We start from the raw sequence: 16,851 nt of genomic DNA on the forward strand, positions 1-16,851 counted from the left end.
TCCTTCCGTTCTCCCGCCCGCTCGAACCGCAACGATGCAACGTGCGATGCGGCATAACGTCGCACGGGCGATCCCGGTCGAACAGACACGTTGTCGTTGCGCTCAGCGCCCGTCCAGCGTCAGCAACGCGACGCCCTGCCGCGGTAGCAGGACGGTGACCGACCGCCCGCCCCGGCCGTTGGCGGTCGACGACACCGCCTCTTCCTGCATCTTCGAAGCTGCTTCCAACCGGGCATATTGCTTTTCGTCGGGCGACTGCGGCGAGCCCATGCGCTGCCACGCGGTGAAGGCGTTGGCGTGGCTGCCATCGACCCGCCACAGCCGTGCCGGTCCCGCCTTCGCGCCGGCGATGTCGAGCTTCACCTGCGCGACCGGACCTGCGACGTCGTCGTCGTGATAATGCCAGAGCAGCACCGCGATCTGCCCGTCGGGCGTCCGCGTCGCCAGCGCCCCGATATCGGCTTGCCCGCGCACCCCGTCCTTGACGACGGCATCCAGCGGCACCTGCGCGCTGCTGGTCGCGGCGATGCGTTCCGGGCCCATCTTTGCGAACATGCGGAAAATGTTGAGCACCGGCAGGTCGACCCCGTTGGTCGACAGCTGTCGATACCCGGCGAACCACGGCTGATCCTCGAATTCGAACGACCATGACAGGATGCCGTCGATCGTCACCTTCCGCCTGGCGGCAAGGTCCCAGATGCGCGCGAAACTGGCGGCGGTGTAGCTCGAATACATCGTGCCATTGCGATAGGCGTTTTGCTGTCCCGGACAGGCCGCACATCCCTCCGGATCGCTTTCGCCGATCACGATCGGTTTGGTGGCCAGTGCCGGGAAACCGGCAACCTTGGCAAATCCTCGGTCGACATTGCGCAAATGGGTCGACAGCCCCATGCGGACATGGCCGTCGACGAAGCTCGGCGCGCCCTTGGCATGGAAGGACAGGAAATCGGTCGGCGTGCCGGTCCGGCCGGTGACGTAATTCTGCCCGGAAGCTACGTGGCGCAAGAAGCCGTCCATGAATTCGCCCGCCGCCGCGACATCGGGACCGCCGACTTTCGCGGTCGGCAGCGCGCGGCGGACGGCGTAGATCGCGAAGTCGTGCAGCTTGTTGAATTCCTCCGGCGATGCCTGCCAGTAGAATTTCGAATCCGGTTCGTTCCAGACTTCGAAATACCAGCGGTTCACCTCGTCCGCGCCATAGCGTTCGACGTTATGCCGGGTCCATTGATAGACCAGTTCGGCCCATTTTTCGTAGCTGTCCGGCGGATAGGTCCATCCGGTCGCGATCAGCCGATAATCGAACCCCGGTCGCCAGCTATGCTGGTAGGGCGTGCCCTTGGGCGCGGTCGACAATGCTTCGGGCATGAACCCGATCTGGAGATAGGGGCGGACGCCGCGCGCCAGATAGGTGTCGATGATGTTGTCGACGATCGTCCAGTCATAGATCGGCTTGCCGTCCGGCCCCTCGGTATAGGCGTTGGTGCTGCCCCATTTGAACGCCGCCGTGCCGTCACCGGTGCTGAGCAGGTTGTGCGCGCGGAAGAACACCTCGCCACGCTTCAGGTCGCCCAGTTCGACCAGCAATTTGCGCCCGTCCTTCATCGTCGCGTAATTGGGCTCGTCCGCACCGAAGAAACGCCACGCAGGCGGCAGCGGCCCCAAAGACTTGCGGGCGTCGACGATGACCGAAACGTCGCGGACCGGCACAGGCGCAATAGCCTCCGCCGGTGGCGTCTGCGCCATTACGACCGTGCCGGACAGCGATGCTGCGGCCAGAGCCGTGAGTGCGGCAAATCGGATCATGGCCCTCTCCCTTGTACGATCTTGCTCGAGCCTTCTCGCGGGTTTTGCCTGAGCTTGCCTCTACTCCTGCAATTTTCCGTGCAGCTGCAAGCTTAAAGTGCGAAGCGCGCTTACCGGGATCGCGACGCAGGCTGTTGACTTTGAACGGGCGACGTCGCCCTTTCAGCCCCGACGCGGTCGTGCCCGCTCCCTTGCCCGAAAGGCGATTTGTGCTGCGATTTTCCCTGCTTTGCTTTGGCACCGCGCTGCTGACCGGCTGCGGCGCGACGGACGCCGTTCAGAATGCGACCGCATCGGTACCCCCTGCGGCCGCGCCGCTCAATTATGGTGAGTCGACGCCGGCCACGACCAAGCCGTTCAAGACCAGCACCGTCGCGACGTTCGACAATCCATGGGCGCTGGCATTCCTGCCCGATCAGCGGATGCTGGTGACCGAAAAACCAGGTCGGCTCTGGCTGGTAACGGCGGCGGGTACCAAGACTGCGGTCGCGGGCGTGCCAACGGTCCATTTCGAAGGACAGGGCGGACTGTTGTTCGTCGCGACCTCGCCGACCTTTGAGCAGAGCCGGCAAATCTATCTGACTTATTCCGAACCGGGCGAAGGCGGCGACGGACTGGCGCTGGCGCGAGCGACGCTGGACGCGACCGGTGGGCAGCCGGCGTTGCGTGACGTACAGGTCCTGTGGCGACAGTTGCCACGCGGAGCCGGCGGGCAGTTTGGTGGCTATATCGCCTTCTCGCCGGACGGGCAGTATCTGTTCCTGACCTCGGGCGAGCGGCAGCGTTTCACCCCGGCGCAGGACCCCGATCAGGCGCTGGGCAAAATCCTGCGCCTGACGCTCGACGGCAAGCCGGCCCCGGGCAACCCGCTGGCTGGCAAGGCCGGCGCGACGACGATCGGCATCATCGATCCGCCTGAAAATACCGGTGCGGCGGGAAAGGCCGCGGTGCGCAAGGCGCAGATGCCGCCCCCCAATCTGACGCCCGCCGAAACATGGTCGACCGGCCATCGCAATCCCTATGGTCTCGCCTTCGACGCGCAGGGGCGGTTGTGGGAGACCGAGATGGGACCGAAGGGCGGCGACGAGCTGAACCTGATCGACGCCGGCGGCAATTACGGCTGGCCGGTGGTGTCCTATGGCAAGAATTACGACGATACGCCGATCGCCTCGCCCGCCGGCAACGGGAAGTTCCATCAGCCCGCACTCTACTGGACGCCAGTGATCGCACCGGCAGGGCTCGCCTTTTATGACGGCCGCATGTTCCCGCAGTGGCGCGGCTCCGCCTTTGTCGGTGGGCTGGCCGCGACCGCGCTGGTCCGGATCGCGTTCGAAGGCACGACCGCGCGCGAGGCGGAACGCTGGGACATGGGCGCACGCATCCGGGCGGTCATGGCGGGGCCGGACGGTGCGCTATGGCTGCTGGAGGATGGAAGCGACGGGCGTCTGCTCCGGCTGACCTCGCCAAGGGCGGGGTGACGCCAGACGCTCACGCAACGGTGGAGAGCCGTTCAGCCGCGGGTGGTTCGCGACGCCTGTGCCGTGCTGATGCTGGCGAGCATCGTTTCATATTGATCGGTGTTGAAGCCGGCGTCGAAGAATGCCGCGAGTTCGTGGACCGGAACGGCATAGCCGCGGTGCCAGCTGAGCACCGCCATGCGGCGCAGCGCCTCCAGCTTCGGATCGGCCAGATTGGGATCGCGGCGGCGGGTACCGAAGACGCGGCCAAGCGCGATCGACAGCGGCGACGGTTCGCGCAGCGACGCCATCCGGTCGCGTTGCGCCAGGGCGACGACCGACCATTCCAGCGCGGTCAGGCCGGTCGGGGTCGGTTCGACGATAACGGGCGCGACAATGGCAGGTGCGGCGGCGGGGGTGGCGAACAGCGTGTCGCCGGAGAAATCGACATAGGCCATGAGAAATCCTCCCTTGGGTTCAAAGGCATCCAGCAGCGGGCGCACGAGGGCGACCGCCAAAGCCCCCCTTTCGGAGCCGAGACGCTGGTGCGGGGACGCAGATCGCCGACGCCGGCGACGCGGAGGTCGAGCGGAAGCAGTCTGCGGGTCGTAAAGTTGATGAAGGTTACACGTACCGCCGAATTACGGGGCGGTCACGACGCGACGTCAGGTTCGGGCACAGCAGCATCCTTGCGAGCGCCGGGACACCAGTGCGATGCCCTCTTCTATACTGACCGGTATATTAAGCGGCGATCGGTCCGTCAACGCCTTTTGTACCGATCGGTAGAATAATTCTACAAAGCCGGCCACATCAGCAGGCTGGTATCGACGATGCGTTCAAGGTCGGCGCGGGTCGCGCCCGATCCGGCCTGTACCGCCATTCCTTGCACGATCGCGTAGAGATAGCTGGTCAGCCCATCGATATCGACGTGACCCGGCAGGTCGCCGTCGCGCTTGGCCTGTTCGAAACGCTCGACCAACGCCGCCTGCGACGAGGCACGGCGCTGCATTACATCGGCCTTGATCGACTCCGCTTCGGCACCGCACGCGGTCGCGCTGATGACGCCGAGGCACCCTTTCGGATCGCAACTGCTCATCTGCGCATCGATCGCACCGCGCATCAGCCGTTCGGCGACGGCACGCGCGGTCGGCTGGCGCAGCGCCTCGCGCATATATTCCAGCTTTTCGGATTCGTAGAGTTCGAGCGCCTTGTGGAACAACGCTTCCTTGTTGCCGAACGCCGCGTACAGGCTGGGTTTGGTGATCCCCATCGCCTCGGTCAGGTCGCTCATCGAAGCGCCTTCATACCCCTTCGACCAGAAGACGCCGAGCGCGGCCGCCAGCGCCTTGTCGACGCAGAACTCGCGGGGCCGGCCCTTGGCGGCAATCGTCAACGTCTTTTCCATAACGAACGGTACATATTCTATTCGGGCCGTGGCGCAAGGGGAGTCCCGATCGACGGGCGCGGACAAGCTGCCGGCGATCGACGATCCGCCATCGACCGTCAGCGGCGCCCCGGGGCGGGGCGTCGCCGATCGTCAGGCCGTTTCGATCCCCCGCGCCCGGTCGAGGGTGACGCGGTGGCGGGCGACGACCTGCCGATCGAACGGTTTGGCCATCACCGTCGACACCGCGACATGCTCCGCGACCGCGGCATCGGGGGTGAGCGTCAGCAGCGTATAGCCCTTGTGATCCTGATCGCAGAACACGACCTCGCGGTTCGCCTCGGCGATATACTCGCCGATGCCCGGCAGCACCGCGCCGAACGACGGGCTGGAGATCGCGGTGCAGCCGAATTCGGCCGCGACCAGCCGCCCACCATCGTCGTACAAATCGTTCGACCATGCGGCATGGCTGTCGCCCGCCAGCACGATCGGCCGGCTGCCCGCCCGCCGGAACGACTGGTACAGCCGTTCGCGCGCCGGCGGATAGCCATCCCACGAATCAAGGTTGAACGGCGCGCCCGCACGATAGCCCGCAATCGCGGCGGTCATCCGCGCCCGCCAGGCATCGGACAGCTTCGCCATGGTCGCCGCGAACCGCTCCGCCCCCATCAGCTTCGGCAGGTCCGGTCCGTCGATCCGCGCCATCACCACCTGATTGCCCAACAACTGCCACGGCTTGCCGGCCTGAACCGACCGGGCCAGCGTCTCCTCCAGCCAGCGTTGCTGGGTCGCGCCCAGCAATTCGCGGTCGGGCCGGGCGCGGGCAGCAAGGACCGCCGCGACCTCGTCGGGTTCGCGAGTGTCGCCCTTGAACGCCACCTGCTGCGATCGGGCGAGCAGTCGCGTTTCGACCATGGCCAGCGTGGCGAGAGCGCCGAATTCGAAGCTGCGATAGATCGCCTCGCGCCCCAGTCCGCGGCGCGATTCGCGGATCGGCATCCATTCGAAATAGGCCTGCATCGCCACCGCTTTGCGCGCGCCCCAGTCGCCCTCGGTCGCGGGATCGTGGTTCTCGGCACCGCCGACCCAGTCGTCATTGGCGACTTCGTGATCGTCCCACACGCAGATGAAGGCGGCACGGGCATGGGCCGCCTGCATATCGGGATCGTGCTTCACCTGTGCATGGCGGCGACGATAATCGTCGAGACTGACGATCTCGTGCGACGGATCGGGCAACCGGTCGAGCTTGCGCCCGATGTCCGCGCCATATCCGTCCGCGCCATATTCATAGATATAGTCGCCGAGATGCACGACCGCATCGAGCCGCGGCAACGCCGCCATGTCGGCATAGGCGTTGAACAGCCCGCCCGGATACAACTGGCACGACGCCACCGCGATCGTCAGCCGGTCGACGCGCCCCCTGGGCAGTGTCCTGAACCGCCCGACCGGTGAACGCGCCCCGTCCGGACCCGCGAACCAGAACCAATAGTCGCGCCCCGCTGCCAGCCCTGACACCTCGACCTTCGCCGTATGGTCCGCCGCCGCCCGCGCGGTGATCTTGCCCGACCGGAGGGGCTTCGCATCGGGGCCATCAGCGACATGCCATTCCAGCGCCACGTCGCCTCCCCCGTCCACGACCGTGGCGCGGGTCCATAACACCGCCCCGTCCGCCGCCGGATCGCCGCTGGCGATGCCGTGGTCGAACCGCGCCGTGCGCGCGGTCGCCGCCGTGGCGAACCCCGGCAGGGCCAGTCCCGCGCCGCTGCCCAGCAGTGCCAGCGCCCCGCGCCGTCCGATCGTCGTCATAGGAAGGGTCCTGTTCGTAAAGGGGTCAGAATCACACCGTCCGCTGCGCGACTAGAACACGCGGCTGAACGGCGATGAGGGAGGGAATGCCGAAGCCGCCGCCGGTACTGCGGGCGTCGAAGTTCGATATCCGGCGCGGAGACGGCGCCTGCGCCCGTCAGTGAACCGGATACCAGCAGGCCCGCGAAGAGAGGGCCATGCGAAACCGAAACCATGGAAGCTCCCTTTCTACAGGGGCAAGCCATTGGCGACGGTTGATGAAGCTCCCGCGACGTCGTCGTGACGCGGGTGTTACAGATGCCGGTTTAGCGCGGCGCGTCCTCGCGATAGGCGAAATATCGGAAATCGGCGGGCGTGCCCTGCCCCGACATGTCCTGACACGCCATGCCGACGAACGCGCCGGTAAAGTTCGGCAGGCCGGTGATCGTCGCTTCGTCGGACAGGAGGCTGGCGTCGAACACCTCGTCCAGCCATTGCCAGTCTGCTGATCCCGTCGCGCGAAAGGCGAAGCGCAGCCGTTCGTGATCGACCTCGGCGCGCAGTTCGATCGGGCCGGCGGGTACGGCGATCGGCATCGATGCCCGGCTGCGCCCCTCGCCGATCGGTTCGACCGACAGGACCTGCAACCGGCGTTGTCCGGCATCGTCGGCGGTCAGGTGCAGGAAATGGAATTTGGTCGAATTGTAATAGCAGACCAGTCCGGCGGCCTGCTGGAAATTGGTCGGGGTGAAATCGACCTCGGTCTCGGCGGTGTAGCAGAATGCCTGTTGCCGGCGGGCGACCAGCGCCTGTTCGAAATGGCTGCCGATCGTTTCGCGGCCGTGGAGGCGGAGATGGCCGGGCCGTGCGAACAGGCTGAACAGGCGGTCGGGATAGGGGGTACGCAGCCACTGAAACGGTTCGGGCAGGTCCGGGCCGTCGAACGTATCGCACCGGTCGACGATGGGCGCTTCGGTCGCGACGCCCGGCACCGCCGCCTGTGGCAGCGCGGGTCGCAGCCAGCCGTCCGCGCCCCACATCATCGGCTGGATCGCCGTTTCGCGCCCCAGCACGCAGCGATCGCTATCGGGCAGCGGACGGCCGCATAGATAGGCGAGCCATGTCTCCCCGGTGGGTGTTTCGACCAGATCGCCATGGCCGGTGCGTTGCAGCGGCAGGTCGGGCCGGCCGCGCGCGGTCAGGACCGGGCCATCGGGATGGACGTCATAAGGGCCGAACAGGTCGCGTGAACGGGCCATGACCACCGCATGGTTACGTTCGGTACCCCCCTCGGCGACGAGCAGGTGATACCAGCCGTCCCGCTTGTACAGGTGCGGCCCTTCGGTGAAGCCGAGCGATGTCCCTTCAAAGATGGTGCGGCGTTCGCCGGTCAACCGCCCGGTGGCGAGGTCCATCTGCTGCACCACGATCCCGGCGAAGCGTTTGCGGTCGGAGCGGTGATCCCACAGCATGTTGAGCAGCCAGCTGCGCCCGTCCTCGTCATGGAACAGGGCGGGGTCGAAGCCGCTGCTGTTGAGATGCACCGGATCGGACCAGTCGCCATCGATCCGGTCGCTCCACACCCAGTAATTGTGGAAATCGCGCAGCGACGCGCCCTTGGCCCCGTCGACGGTGGTGCGACCGTAACGCTTCACGTCGGTGAAGATCAGGTGGAAGCGACCGTCGGCATAGCTGAGGTCGGGTGCCCAGACCCCACAGGAATCGGGGTTGCCGCGCATGTCGAGCTGGCCGGGGCGGCGCAGCGGCCGGGCGACGAGCCGCCAGTAGGCGAGGTCGCGCGAATGATGGATCTGCACGCCCGGAAACCATTCGAAGGTCGAGGTGGCGATGTAATACTCCTCGCCGACGCGGACGATCGACGGGTCGGGATTGAACCCGCGCAGGATGGGATTGCCGATGGTCATACGGACTTTCGTATCAGGGTCCACAGCAGCGCGGCACCGACGAGGTCGAGCAGCCCGAGCAGGATGAAGAAGGGTTGATAGCCGACGCTGTCGACCATCGAGCCGAGCACCAGCGTGAAGATCAGCACGCCGAGATTGGCGGCGGTGCCCGATACGCCGGTTGCGGTCGCCACCTGATCCTGCGGGAACAGGTCCGACGTCATGGTGATGACGGTCACCGACAACGTCTGGTGCGCGAACCCGCCGAGGCAGAGCAGCGCGACCGCCGCCAGCGGGCTGCCGACCGTGCCGACGAACATCATGCCGGTCATCAGCACCGCGCCCAGCGTGAATGCCCAGCGGCGGGCATCGATCAGGTCGACCCCGCGCCGCTGCAACCATGCGACGACTGCCGGACCGGCCAGACAGCCGAGATCGGCGGCGAGGAACGGCAGCCATGCGAACATCGCGATCTGCGTCAGGTCGAACTGCCGCACCTGTACCAGGTACAGCGGCATCCACAGCGACAGCATTCCCCATACCGGGTCCGCGAGGAAGCGCGCGGCGGCGATCGTCCACAGGTTGCGCCGGCGCAGCAGTTCACGCAGCGGCGGACGGCGACGCTGTTGCGCCAGTGCCGGCTCCTGCCCGCCGAGGATCAGGTCGCGTTCCTCCGCCGACAATGCGCGATGCCGGCGCGGCGGGGCATACCAGGCCAGCCATGCGCAGACCCAGAGCAGCCCCAGCCCACCGGCGACGAAGAACGCCGCCCGCCAGTTATAGTTGAACACCGCCCATGCGACGAGGACCGGCGCCAGCACCGCGCCGAACGACGCGCCGATCTGATAGATGCCGCCCGCCACGCCGCGTTCGCGCGCGGGAAACCATTCGGCGACGACCTTCATCCCCGCCGGCTGCGCCGATCCCTCGACCAGCCCCAGCGCACCGCGCAGCGCGGCGAAGCCGAACCAGCCCGCCGCCAGCCCATGGCCCATGGTGATGAACGACCAGACCGCGACGAACAGGGTGAAGCCGATCTTCAACCCGATCAGGTCAAGCAGATAGCCCGCGACCGGCTGGAACATGATTCCGAACTGAAAGGCGCCGGTGATCCACGAATATTGCGCGGACGATATCCCCTGTTCGGTCATGATCGCGGGTGCGGCGACGCCGAGGATGCTGCGGGTCAGGTAATTGATGACCATCGCGCCGACAAACAGCGCGATGATGGTCCAGCGCACCGATTTGAATCGCGCCAACTTACCCCTCCCGGTAACGTTACCATTATTGGGTAGGCGCTTTCGGTCGGGTGGCGCAAGCCCGATATCGGCACTTGCCGGGCGTGGTCCGGCACCGATACGGTGCGCCGATGGACGACCGCGTGTCGCGCAGCGCGCGGCGTCGATCGGCCATCGCGATCCGCAATCCATCGCAGAGAGACGCTTGACCCAACCCCCTCGCCGACGTCGCAGCGTTACGATCATCGATGTCGCGAAACACGCCGGGGTATCGCCGATGTCGGTGTCGCGGGTCATCAACGGCGACAGCGGCGTGCGCAACGAGACCCGCGCGATCGTCAACGATGCGATCCGCGAACTGAACTACAAGCCGAATCTGATGGCACGCAGTCTGGTGACGTTGCAGGAGATCCGCATCGGCGTGATCTATTCCAACCCCAGCGCCGCGTTCATGAGCGATTTTCTGGCCGGCGTGTTCGAGGAGGCATCGAACCGCGCGGCGCAGTTGATCCTGCTGAAAGGGCAAGCCGGCGGCGCGCCGACCGCCGATGCGGTCAGGCGGTTGCTGGGTTCCGGGATCGGCGGTGTAATCCTCGCTCCACCGCTGGGCGAGGCGGAGGGCCTGCGCAGAATGCTGCACGATGCCGCATTGCCGATGGCGGTGGTCGGTGCCGTCGCCAGCGACGCGATCTCGGTCGGGATAGACGATCACCGCGCAGCACGTGACATGACCCGCCACCTGATCGCGATGGGGCACCGCCGGATCGGCTTCGTTGTCGGCAATCGCGGACAGCAGGCGAGCATCGCCCGGCTCGACGGGTTCCGCGCCGCCGTCGCCGATGCGGGCGACGTCACGGCGACGATCGTCCATGGCGATTTCAGCTATGCATCGGGCCTGATCGCGGGCGAGCGACTATTGGGGTCGGACGATCGCCCGACAGCCATCTTCGCCAGCAACGACGACATGGCGGCGGCGGTGGTTTCGGTCGCGCACCGCCGCCACCTCGACATCCCCGCCGACCTGACCGTCACCGGTTTCGACGACAGCACGGCAGCGGTCACGCTGTGGCCGCCGCTGACGACGATCCGGCAACCGGTACAGCAGCTTGCCGCCGAGGCGTTGCAACTGCTGATCCGCGAGATGCGCGCCGGCAAGCCGCTGCCCGCCGAGGAACGGTTGCGGGTGCTGGAGCATGTGTTGGTCGAACGCCAGTCGACGGCACCGCCAGCCACTTGACGATGCGCGGCGTCGCCCGCCTTGACACGCTGTCCACGGTGAATACGGCCGTCACGTCCAGTACAATACGCGCGCCGCCGGGAGGGTCGTGGCGATCGCTTCGGCAAAAAATTCCCGCAGCGCCCGCATGGTTTCGGCGTCGTACACCTGCTTCTCGGTGCCGAACTTCGTCCGCTTGGTCGTCCGGTTCGCCGGCCCCATGTCGAGCGACGATCCGGGATACCAGCGGTCCAGCACCGCTTTCGAACCGGCAGTGAAGCGGTGGGTGATGAGTTCGATCGTCAGGTCGAGATCGGGCACCGCCCCCAGCGCGGCCGCCGCATCGGCCAGCAACGCACCATAGGCTTCGCGCCACCCGTCGGCCGCGATGATCGGTGCGACCGTCAGCCCGACCGGATATCCGGCCATCGCCATCCGCGCCAACCCCGCCAGACGCGCGGCAACCGGATCGGTGCCCCCTTCGAACCGGGCGAAGGCACGCGGGTTGATCGACGCGCGCATCCGCGTTCGACCGCGATGGTTCAAGCCAATCAGCGGATCGACGCCGGCGAACTTGGTCGTGAAGCGCAGTTGCACCGGCGCATCCCACCGGCCGAACCACGCGATCGTCGCCGACAGGGCACCGGTGATCGGTTCCAGCGCGAGCGGGTCGGTATAGCAGGACGCCTCGAACGTCGTGCCCTCCCCGGCGCGATCGCGATTGCGCGAGGTCACGCTGCCCTGCCCCAGATAGGCAGGCAGTCCGTCCAGTATCTCGTCGAGATTGGCATAGACCCGTGTGATCGGCGGCCCCTTCAGCGACCCGGCCAGATAGCAATAGCCGCAATGCGCCGGGCACCCCTCCGCCAGATCGACCCGCCAGTCGGCGCTGGGCGCGATCGGTTGCAGCCGACGCTTGGACGGCGGCGCGACCACCACCGCCAGCGTCGCTTTCGCTGCGGCATAGGCGCGACGCGGATCGTCGGGCAGGTCGAGCGCGAGCCGGTCGCCGGGCAACATCACGACCTCCACCCCCTGGGCCGCTGCCCGCTCGGCGATGGCGCGCCCATGGGCGAACGTCATCGACGACCGGGTGACCAGCAAGCGGCGCGGTCGCCATGCCAGCGGCGCCGGCGACGGCGGGAGGGGGACGACAGCCATCGCCCCCCAACGATCCACACCGGCAGACGGTCCGGTACGATCGCCCTGCGTTGCGTCGTTACCGGGCCGAGCGGAAGCGAACGATACAGCTGTCCCACGGGGCCAGTACCATACCGCCCTGCCCCGTGCCCGCAGCACAGGTGCGTTCGCCATAGGTCGGCGCGGGACCCGTCCAGCCGCTCGGAGCCGCCGTCCGCGCCGTCGCGCTGATATTGGCCATCACCAGCGCGCCGGTGCCGTCGGGATTGACGCGGGCAAAGGCGAAGACGGCCGGATCGCCGCTTTCGAGCGGAACATGGCGGCCGGTGCGGAAGGTCGGATCGGTACGGCGCAGTCTGGTCAGGCTGCGATACCAGTGGAGCAGCGACTGCGGATCACGCTCCTCGGCCGCGACGTTGCGCGTCCGATAGCCTTGCGCGACCGGCAGCCATGGCGTGCCGGTGGTGAAGCCGGCCGCCGGCGCGGCACTCCACTGCATCGGCGTCCGCGCCCGGTCGCGTTCGTCGGTGCGCGGGCGTTTCGGCCCGATCGGTGCCTGCGCCAATGTCGCCTTGTCGGCGTCGCCCATGCCGATTTCCTCACCGTAGTAGAGCAGGGCGACGCCCGGATTGAGCAGGGTCAGCGCTGCCGACAGCTTGGCGATCCGGTCGTTGTTCACCCCGTCGCCGAACTCGCTCCATTGGCGCGACTGGTCGTGGTTGCTGAAGAATTCGACCGGGGTCAGCCCGTCGAGCTTGGTCGCGGCCTCGTCATAGCGGCGTTTCAATTCGCCGGCGTCCAGCCTGGTGATGTTGCCGACCAGAAAGTTCATCGGCAGATGGATCTCGTCCTTGTCCTTGCCATACACGGCGCGCAGCTGTTCGATCGACCGGGTCGAGGATTCCCCCAGCAGGATCGGATTGCCCGGATAGGAATCGACGACCTTGCGCATCTCGCGCAGCACCTGATTGGTGCCAGGCAATTGCGAATTATACGGCTTCAGCCAGACCGGATCGGCGGCGGGGTTCGGGTCCTGAGGCCAGTTGCTGTCTTCAAACAGATAGGGCGTCGCATCGAGGCGGAAGCCCGACGCACCATGGTCCAGCCAGAAGCGCACGACGTCGAACATCGCCTGTTTCAGCTGCGGATTGGCCCAGTTCAGATCGGGCTGCTGCGACAGGAAGATATGGTAATACCATTGCTTGCGCGTCGGATCCCAGGTCCAGCTGGGACCGCCGAAGATCGATTTCCAGTTGGTCGGTGGCTTGTCCGGCGTGCCGTCGCGCCAGACATACCAGTCGGCCTTCGCATTGGTGCGCGAACTGCGCGATTCCTTGAACCACGTATGTTCGGCCGAACTGTGGTTGACGACCAGATCGACCAGCACGCGGATGCCACGCTTGCGGGCTTCGGCGACCAACGTGTCCCAGTCGGCCATCGTCCCATATTGCGGATCAATCGCGGTGTAATCGGACACGTCATAGCCGAAATCGGCGTTCGGCGATTTGAAGAACGGTGTGATCCAGATCGCATCGAGTCCCAGCGACTGCAGATAATCGAGCCGCGACGTGATCCCGCGCAGATCGCCGATGCCGTCGCCGTTGCTGTCCTGCAAACTGCGCGGATAGATTTCGTAGATCGTCGCGTGCCGCCACCACGGCTCCGCGGTCGGCGAGGTCGCCTTGGCCGGACCGGATACGGCCGGCTGGTCCTGTGCCGACGCTCCGGTCGACGGCAAAATGGCCGCTCCAAGCAACGCCGCGATGCATATGCTGTTGCGCATATCGATTCCTCTCCTCGTTACTCGACGGGTACAATGTGCAATCGATTGTCGCAACTTTGGTTTTGGCGTGTCGTATTTGCAACAGCCTGACAACGTTACGAATACGTATGCATAAGTCGGCAGTTGCAAACGATTGTGGTATTGCATATCCAATCCGGAAAGCGGGAAGTCGCTACGGCACAAGACCGCGTAAAAAGAAGCTTCAGGAGGGGAATACACATGCATTCACGGCATATGCTCGCGTGCTCGACCGCCGCGTTGGCGCTGCTGGCGGCGACGCCCGCGCTGGCGCAGACCGCCGGCACCACGGTGGTACCGCCGGTCGATCCCGCCGCACCGGCGACGCAGCCTCCGGTCGGAGACCAGAGCGACACCGCACCCGCCGCCGGGGAAGCCCCGTCCGAAGACATCGTCGTCACCGGCCTGCGTGCCAGCCTCGAACGCGCGCAGTCGCTCAAGCGCAACAACAGTTCGGTCGTCGAAGCGATCTCGGCCGAGGATATCGGCAAGCTGCCGCAGTCGAGCGTCGCCGACTCGCTCGGCCGCCTCGCCGGTCTGGCGGGTGAACGCCGGTCGGGTCGCATCAGCGGCATTTCGGTCCGTGGCTTCCGCGAAGACTTTGTCGGCACCACGCTGAACGGCCGCGAGCTGATCGGCATCGGCGACAATCGCGGCGTCGAATACGACCTGTACCCCGCCGAAATCGTCAGCGCCGCCGTCGTCTACAAGACGCCCGACGCCGCGCTGACCGCGATGGGGGTCGGCGGCACCGTCGACATCCGCACCGTCCGTCCGCTGGAGCGCAAGCGCGCGCTGATCGCGAACGGCAGCTTCGAACAGAATGGTCAGCCATCGCGCAACCCCGATTTCAGCAACCGTGGCTATCGCTTCGCCCTTTCGTACAGCGACAAGTTCGCTAACGACACGATCGGCGTCGCGCTGACCGCCGCGACCACCTCGTCGCCGGTGCAGAATGAATTCTCCAGCGTCTGGGGCTATGACGATGGCGCGATCACGTCCGGTCCGAATGCCGGCAAGCAGGTCGTGTCGGGGTACGAAGCGGCGGCGCGCTCGCGCGTCCTGAAGCGCAACACCGTGGCCGGCGTCGTGCAGTGGCGCCCCGACGAAAAGTTCACCGCCACGGTCGACGCGCTGTACATCGATTTCGCCGACACCGGCATCTCGCGCGGCTTCATCGAACAGCTGCCGGTCGCCGCCGACGGCAGCGGTGTGTTGAGCGCCGATGGCGATCTGGTCACCTCGGCCCGGACCACCGGCTATAATTCGGTGCTGCGCAGCGATCCGCTCGACAAGCAGGGCAATCTGTTCGTCATCGGCGGTAATTTCGACTATGCCGCGACCGACAATCTCGACCTGAAGTTCGATGTGTCGCGCTCGACCAGCAGCAAGAACGATACGCGTGGCGAAAGCTATTCGAGCCTCGGTCGTGCCGGCCTGCGTTCGCAGGGGCCGAGCACGATCCGTGAATGGACCTATACCGATCGCGGGCTGATGTTCGCGAACAACAGCCAGTCGTTCGACAATTATGCCGCGGTGAAGCTGGCCGGGCCGCAGTCATGGGGCGGCAGCCTTGCGCCGATCACCGAACTCGATACCCCCGCCGCCCGCGCCGCCGGGATCGGCTTTGCCCAGGCGCAGGACGGCTTCGTCAACTCGGCGCTGTTCGACGAATATCTGAACTCGGCGCGGATCGATGCGACCTATCGCTTCGACGACAGCTTCCTGAAGTCGATCAACATCGCGCTGCGCTATTCGGATCATGAAAAGTCGAAGACCAATCAGGGCTTCTTCCTGACGGCCGAAACCTATCCGTCCGACGGCCCGATCCCCGAGGACGCCCGTCGCGGCGTCGCCGACCTCGGCTGGGCGGGGCTCGGCAACGTCGTGGCCTATGATGCGCTCGGCCTCATCAACAGCGACTTCTATCGCCGTTGGGATGCCGGTTCGCTCGAACCCGATCGTCTGGGCGACACCTATTCGATCCGCGAAAAAGTGTGGCAGCCCTCGATCAAGGCCGATTTCGAGGTCCAGACCGACTTTGCGCGCGTGTTCGGCAATATCGGCGTGCAGGGCCTGATCACCGACCAGCGCGGCACCGGCTTCACCTCGCTGATCGCATCGAACCTGCGGGTGCAGGCGACGCCGATCTCCGACGGTGCGAAATATACCCGCATCCTGCCCAGCATGAACGTGAACTTCGATCTGGGCAGCGGCCACACCCTCCGCTTCGCCGCGTCGAAGGTCGTCAGCCGGCCGCGCATCGACTTTCTCAACCCCGGCTCATCGGTCAAATTCCGCAACAACGTCGCCGAAGTGACCAGCACCGATCCCGAACGCGGGCCATGGCTGTCGACCGGCGGCAATGCCCGGCTGCGCCCATACGAGGCCAATCAGGCCGATCTGTCCTACGAATATTATTTCGCCAGCGACGGCTTCGTGTCGGTATCGACCTTCTACAAGAAGTTGACGAACTGGAACGTCCAGAACAGCACGATCCGCGACTATACCGAATTCTACATTCCCGGGTACCACCGCGCGGTCAGCAGCGACGGTCAGACGGTTTTCACCCCCGCCACCTTCCTCGGCGTGGATACGACCTATACCGGCGGGCTGAAGGGCGATGTGAAGGGCGTCGAGGTCCAGGGATCGGTCCCGCTGCGGTTGCTGACCGGCGCGCTCGACGGGTTCGGCCTGACCGGGTCGGCGGCGCTGACCGACGGTCAGCTCGACAATGGCAGCGACATTCCGGGCCTGTCGGCGCGGGTGTTCCAGGGCACGGCCTATTTCGAGAAATACGGCTTCTCGGCGCGGGTATCGGCGAACAACCGGTCGAGCTGGCTGTCGGAGGATCGCGGCGGCAGCAACACGCTGGGGCCACTCAACCGCGCCGGGCAGACGCTGGTCGATGCACAGATCGGCTACGACTTTGCCGGGTCGGGCGTCCGCTATCTCGAAGGGCTGCGGATTTCGCTGCAGGCGATGAACCTGACCAACGAACGCGACACCTATCGGGACTCGGGGACCGGTCTGTTCCTGCGCAACGAACAGTTCGGGCGCAACTTCATGGCGAACCTGACCTACGCCATCTTTTAAGCACGGTTCACGACAATATCCTCGCCG

General features: G+C 66.0%; 11 protein-coding genes. 3 read left to right on the forward strand and 8 right to left on the reverse strand.

Annotated elements, in window-relative coordinates; translation table 11 throughout:
- Positions 1-102: 102 nt before the first annotated feature.
- On the reverse strand, positions 103-1,803 hold the full coding sequence (locus tag ASE91_RS16255) for a GH39 family glycosyl hydrolase (RefSeq protein ID WP_056628042.1): 1,701 nt from the start codon (positions 1,801-1,803) through the stop codon (positions 103-105).
- A 209-nt stretch (positions 1,804-2,012) separates the two neighbouring features.
- Between ASE91_RS16255 and ASE91_RS16260 the strand changes: the two genes are divergently transcribed.
- Positions 2,013-3,281: a PQQ-dependent sugar dehydrogenase gene (locus ASE91_RS16260; RefSeq protein WP_235530531.1), complete on the forward strand. Its 1,269-nt coding sequence runs from the start codon at positions 2,013-2,015 to the stop codon at positions 3,279-3,281.
- A 32-nt stretch (positions 3,282-3,313) separates the two neighbouring features.
- Here ASE91_RS16260 and ASE91_RS16265 read toward each other — a convergent pair whose 3' ends face one another.
- From ASE91_RS16265 to ASE91_RS16285, 5 genes are all read right to left on the reverse strand, one after another.
- On the reverse strand, positions 3,314-3,778 hold the full coding sequence (locus ASE91_RS16265) for a hypothetical protein (protein WP_235530532.1): 465 nt from the start codon (positions 3,776-3,778) through the stop codon (positions 3,314-3,316).
- Between the two features lie 275 nt (positions 3,779-4,053).
- Positions 4,054-4,665 carry a TetR/AcrR family transcriptional regulator gene (locus tag ASE91_RS16270; RefSeq protein WP_056628049.1) on the reverse strand — a complete coding sequence of 204 codons (612 nt, stop codon included), beginning with the start codon at positions 4,663-4,665 and terminating at the stop codon, positions 4,054-4,056.
- Between the two features lie 132 nt (positions 4,666-4,797).
- Positions 4,798-6,450 (reverse strand): alkaline phosphatase D family protein, encoded by a 1,653-nt coding sequence (locus ASE91_RS16275; protein ID WP_056628052.1) that lies wholly within the window; start codon positions 6,448-6,450, stop codon positions 4,798-4,800.
- A gap of 305 nt (positions 6,451-6,755) precedes the next feature.
- A complete protein-coding gene (locus ASE91_RS16280) occupies positions 6,756-8,354 on the reverse strand; it encodes a glycoside hydrolase family 43 protein (RefSeq protein WP_056628054.1) in 1,599 nt (532 codons plus the stop codon).
- Complete coding sequence (locus tag ASE91_RS16285) at positions 8,351-9,592, reverse strand: MFS transporter (protein ID WP_056628056.1); 1,242 nt, start codon at positions 9,590-9,592, stop codon at positions 8,351-8,353. The genes ASE91_RS16280 and ASE91_RS16285 overlap by 4 nt, the downstream gene beginning before the upstream one ends.
- A gap of 184 nt (positions 9,593-9,776) precedes the next feature.
- Here ASE91_RS16285 and ASE91_RS16290 point away from each other — a divergent pair, with 184 nt between their 5' ends.
- Positions 9,777-10,808: a LacI family DNA-binding transcriptional regulator gene (locus ASE91_RS16290; RefSeq protein WP_327196797.1), complete on the forward strand. Its 1,032-nt coding sequence runs from the start codon at positions 9,777-9,779 to the stop codon at positions 10,806-10,808.
- A 51-nt stretch (positions 10,809-10,859) separates the two neighbouring features.
- Here ASE91_RS16290 and ASE91_RS16295 read toward each other — a convergent pair whose 3' ends face one another.
- Together ASE91_RS16295 and ASE91_RS16300 are read right to left on the reverse strand one after the other, a co-directional pair.
- Positions 10,860-11,948 carry an SPL family radical SAM protein gene (locus tag ASE91_RS16295; RefSeq protein ID WP_056628060.1) on the reverse strand — a complete coding sequence of 363 codons (1,089 nt, stop codon included), beginning with the start codon at positions 11,946-11,948 and terminating at the stop codon, positions 10,860-10,862.
- A 58-nt stretch (positions 11,949-12,006) separates the two neighbouring features.
- Positions 12,007-13,710, reverse strand: coding sequence for a glycoside hydrolase family 13 protein (locus ASE91_RS16300; RefSeq protein ID WP_056628062.1), 1,704 nt, complete (start codon positions 13,708-13,710; stop codon positions 12,007-12,009).
- A gap of 219 nt (positions 13,711-13,929) precedes the next feature.
- Between ASE91_RS16300 and ASE91_RS16305 the strand changes: the two genes are divergently transcribed.
- The gene (locus ASE91_RS16305; protein WP_082454079.1) at positions 13,930-16,824 is read left to right on the forward strand and encodes a TonB-dependent receptor; all 2,895 of its coding nucleotides are present in this window, start codon (positions 13,930-13,932) and stop codon (positions 16,822-16,824) included.
- Positions 16,825-16,851: the final 27 nt, after the last annotated feature.

Origin of the sequence: Sphingomonas sp. Leaf62 (genome assembly GCF_001421915.1) — a bacterium.
GTDB lineage: Bacteria > Pseudomonadota > Alphaproteobacteria > Sphingomonadales > Sphingomonadaceae > Sphingomonas.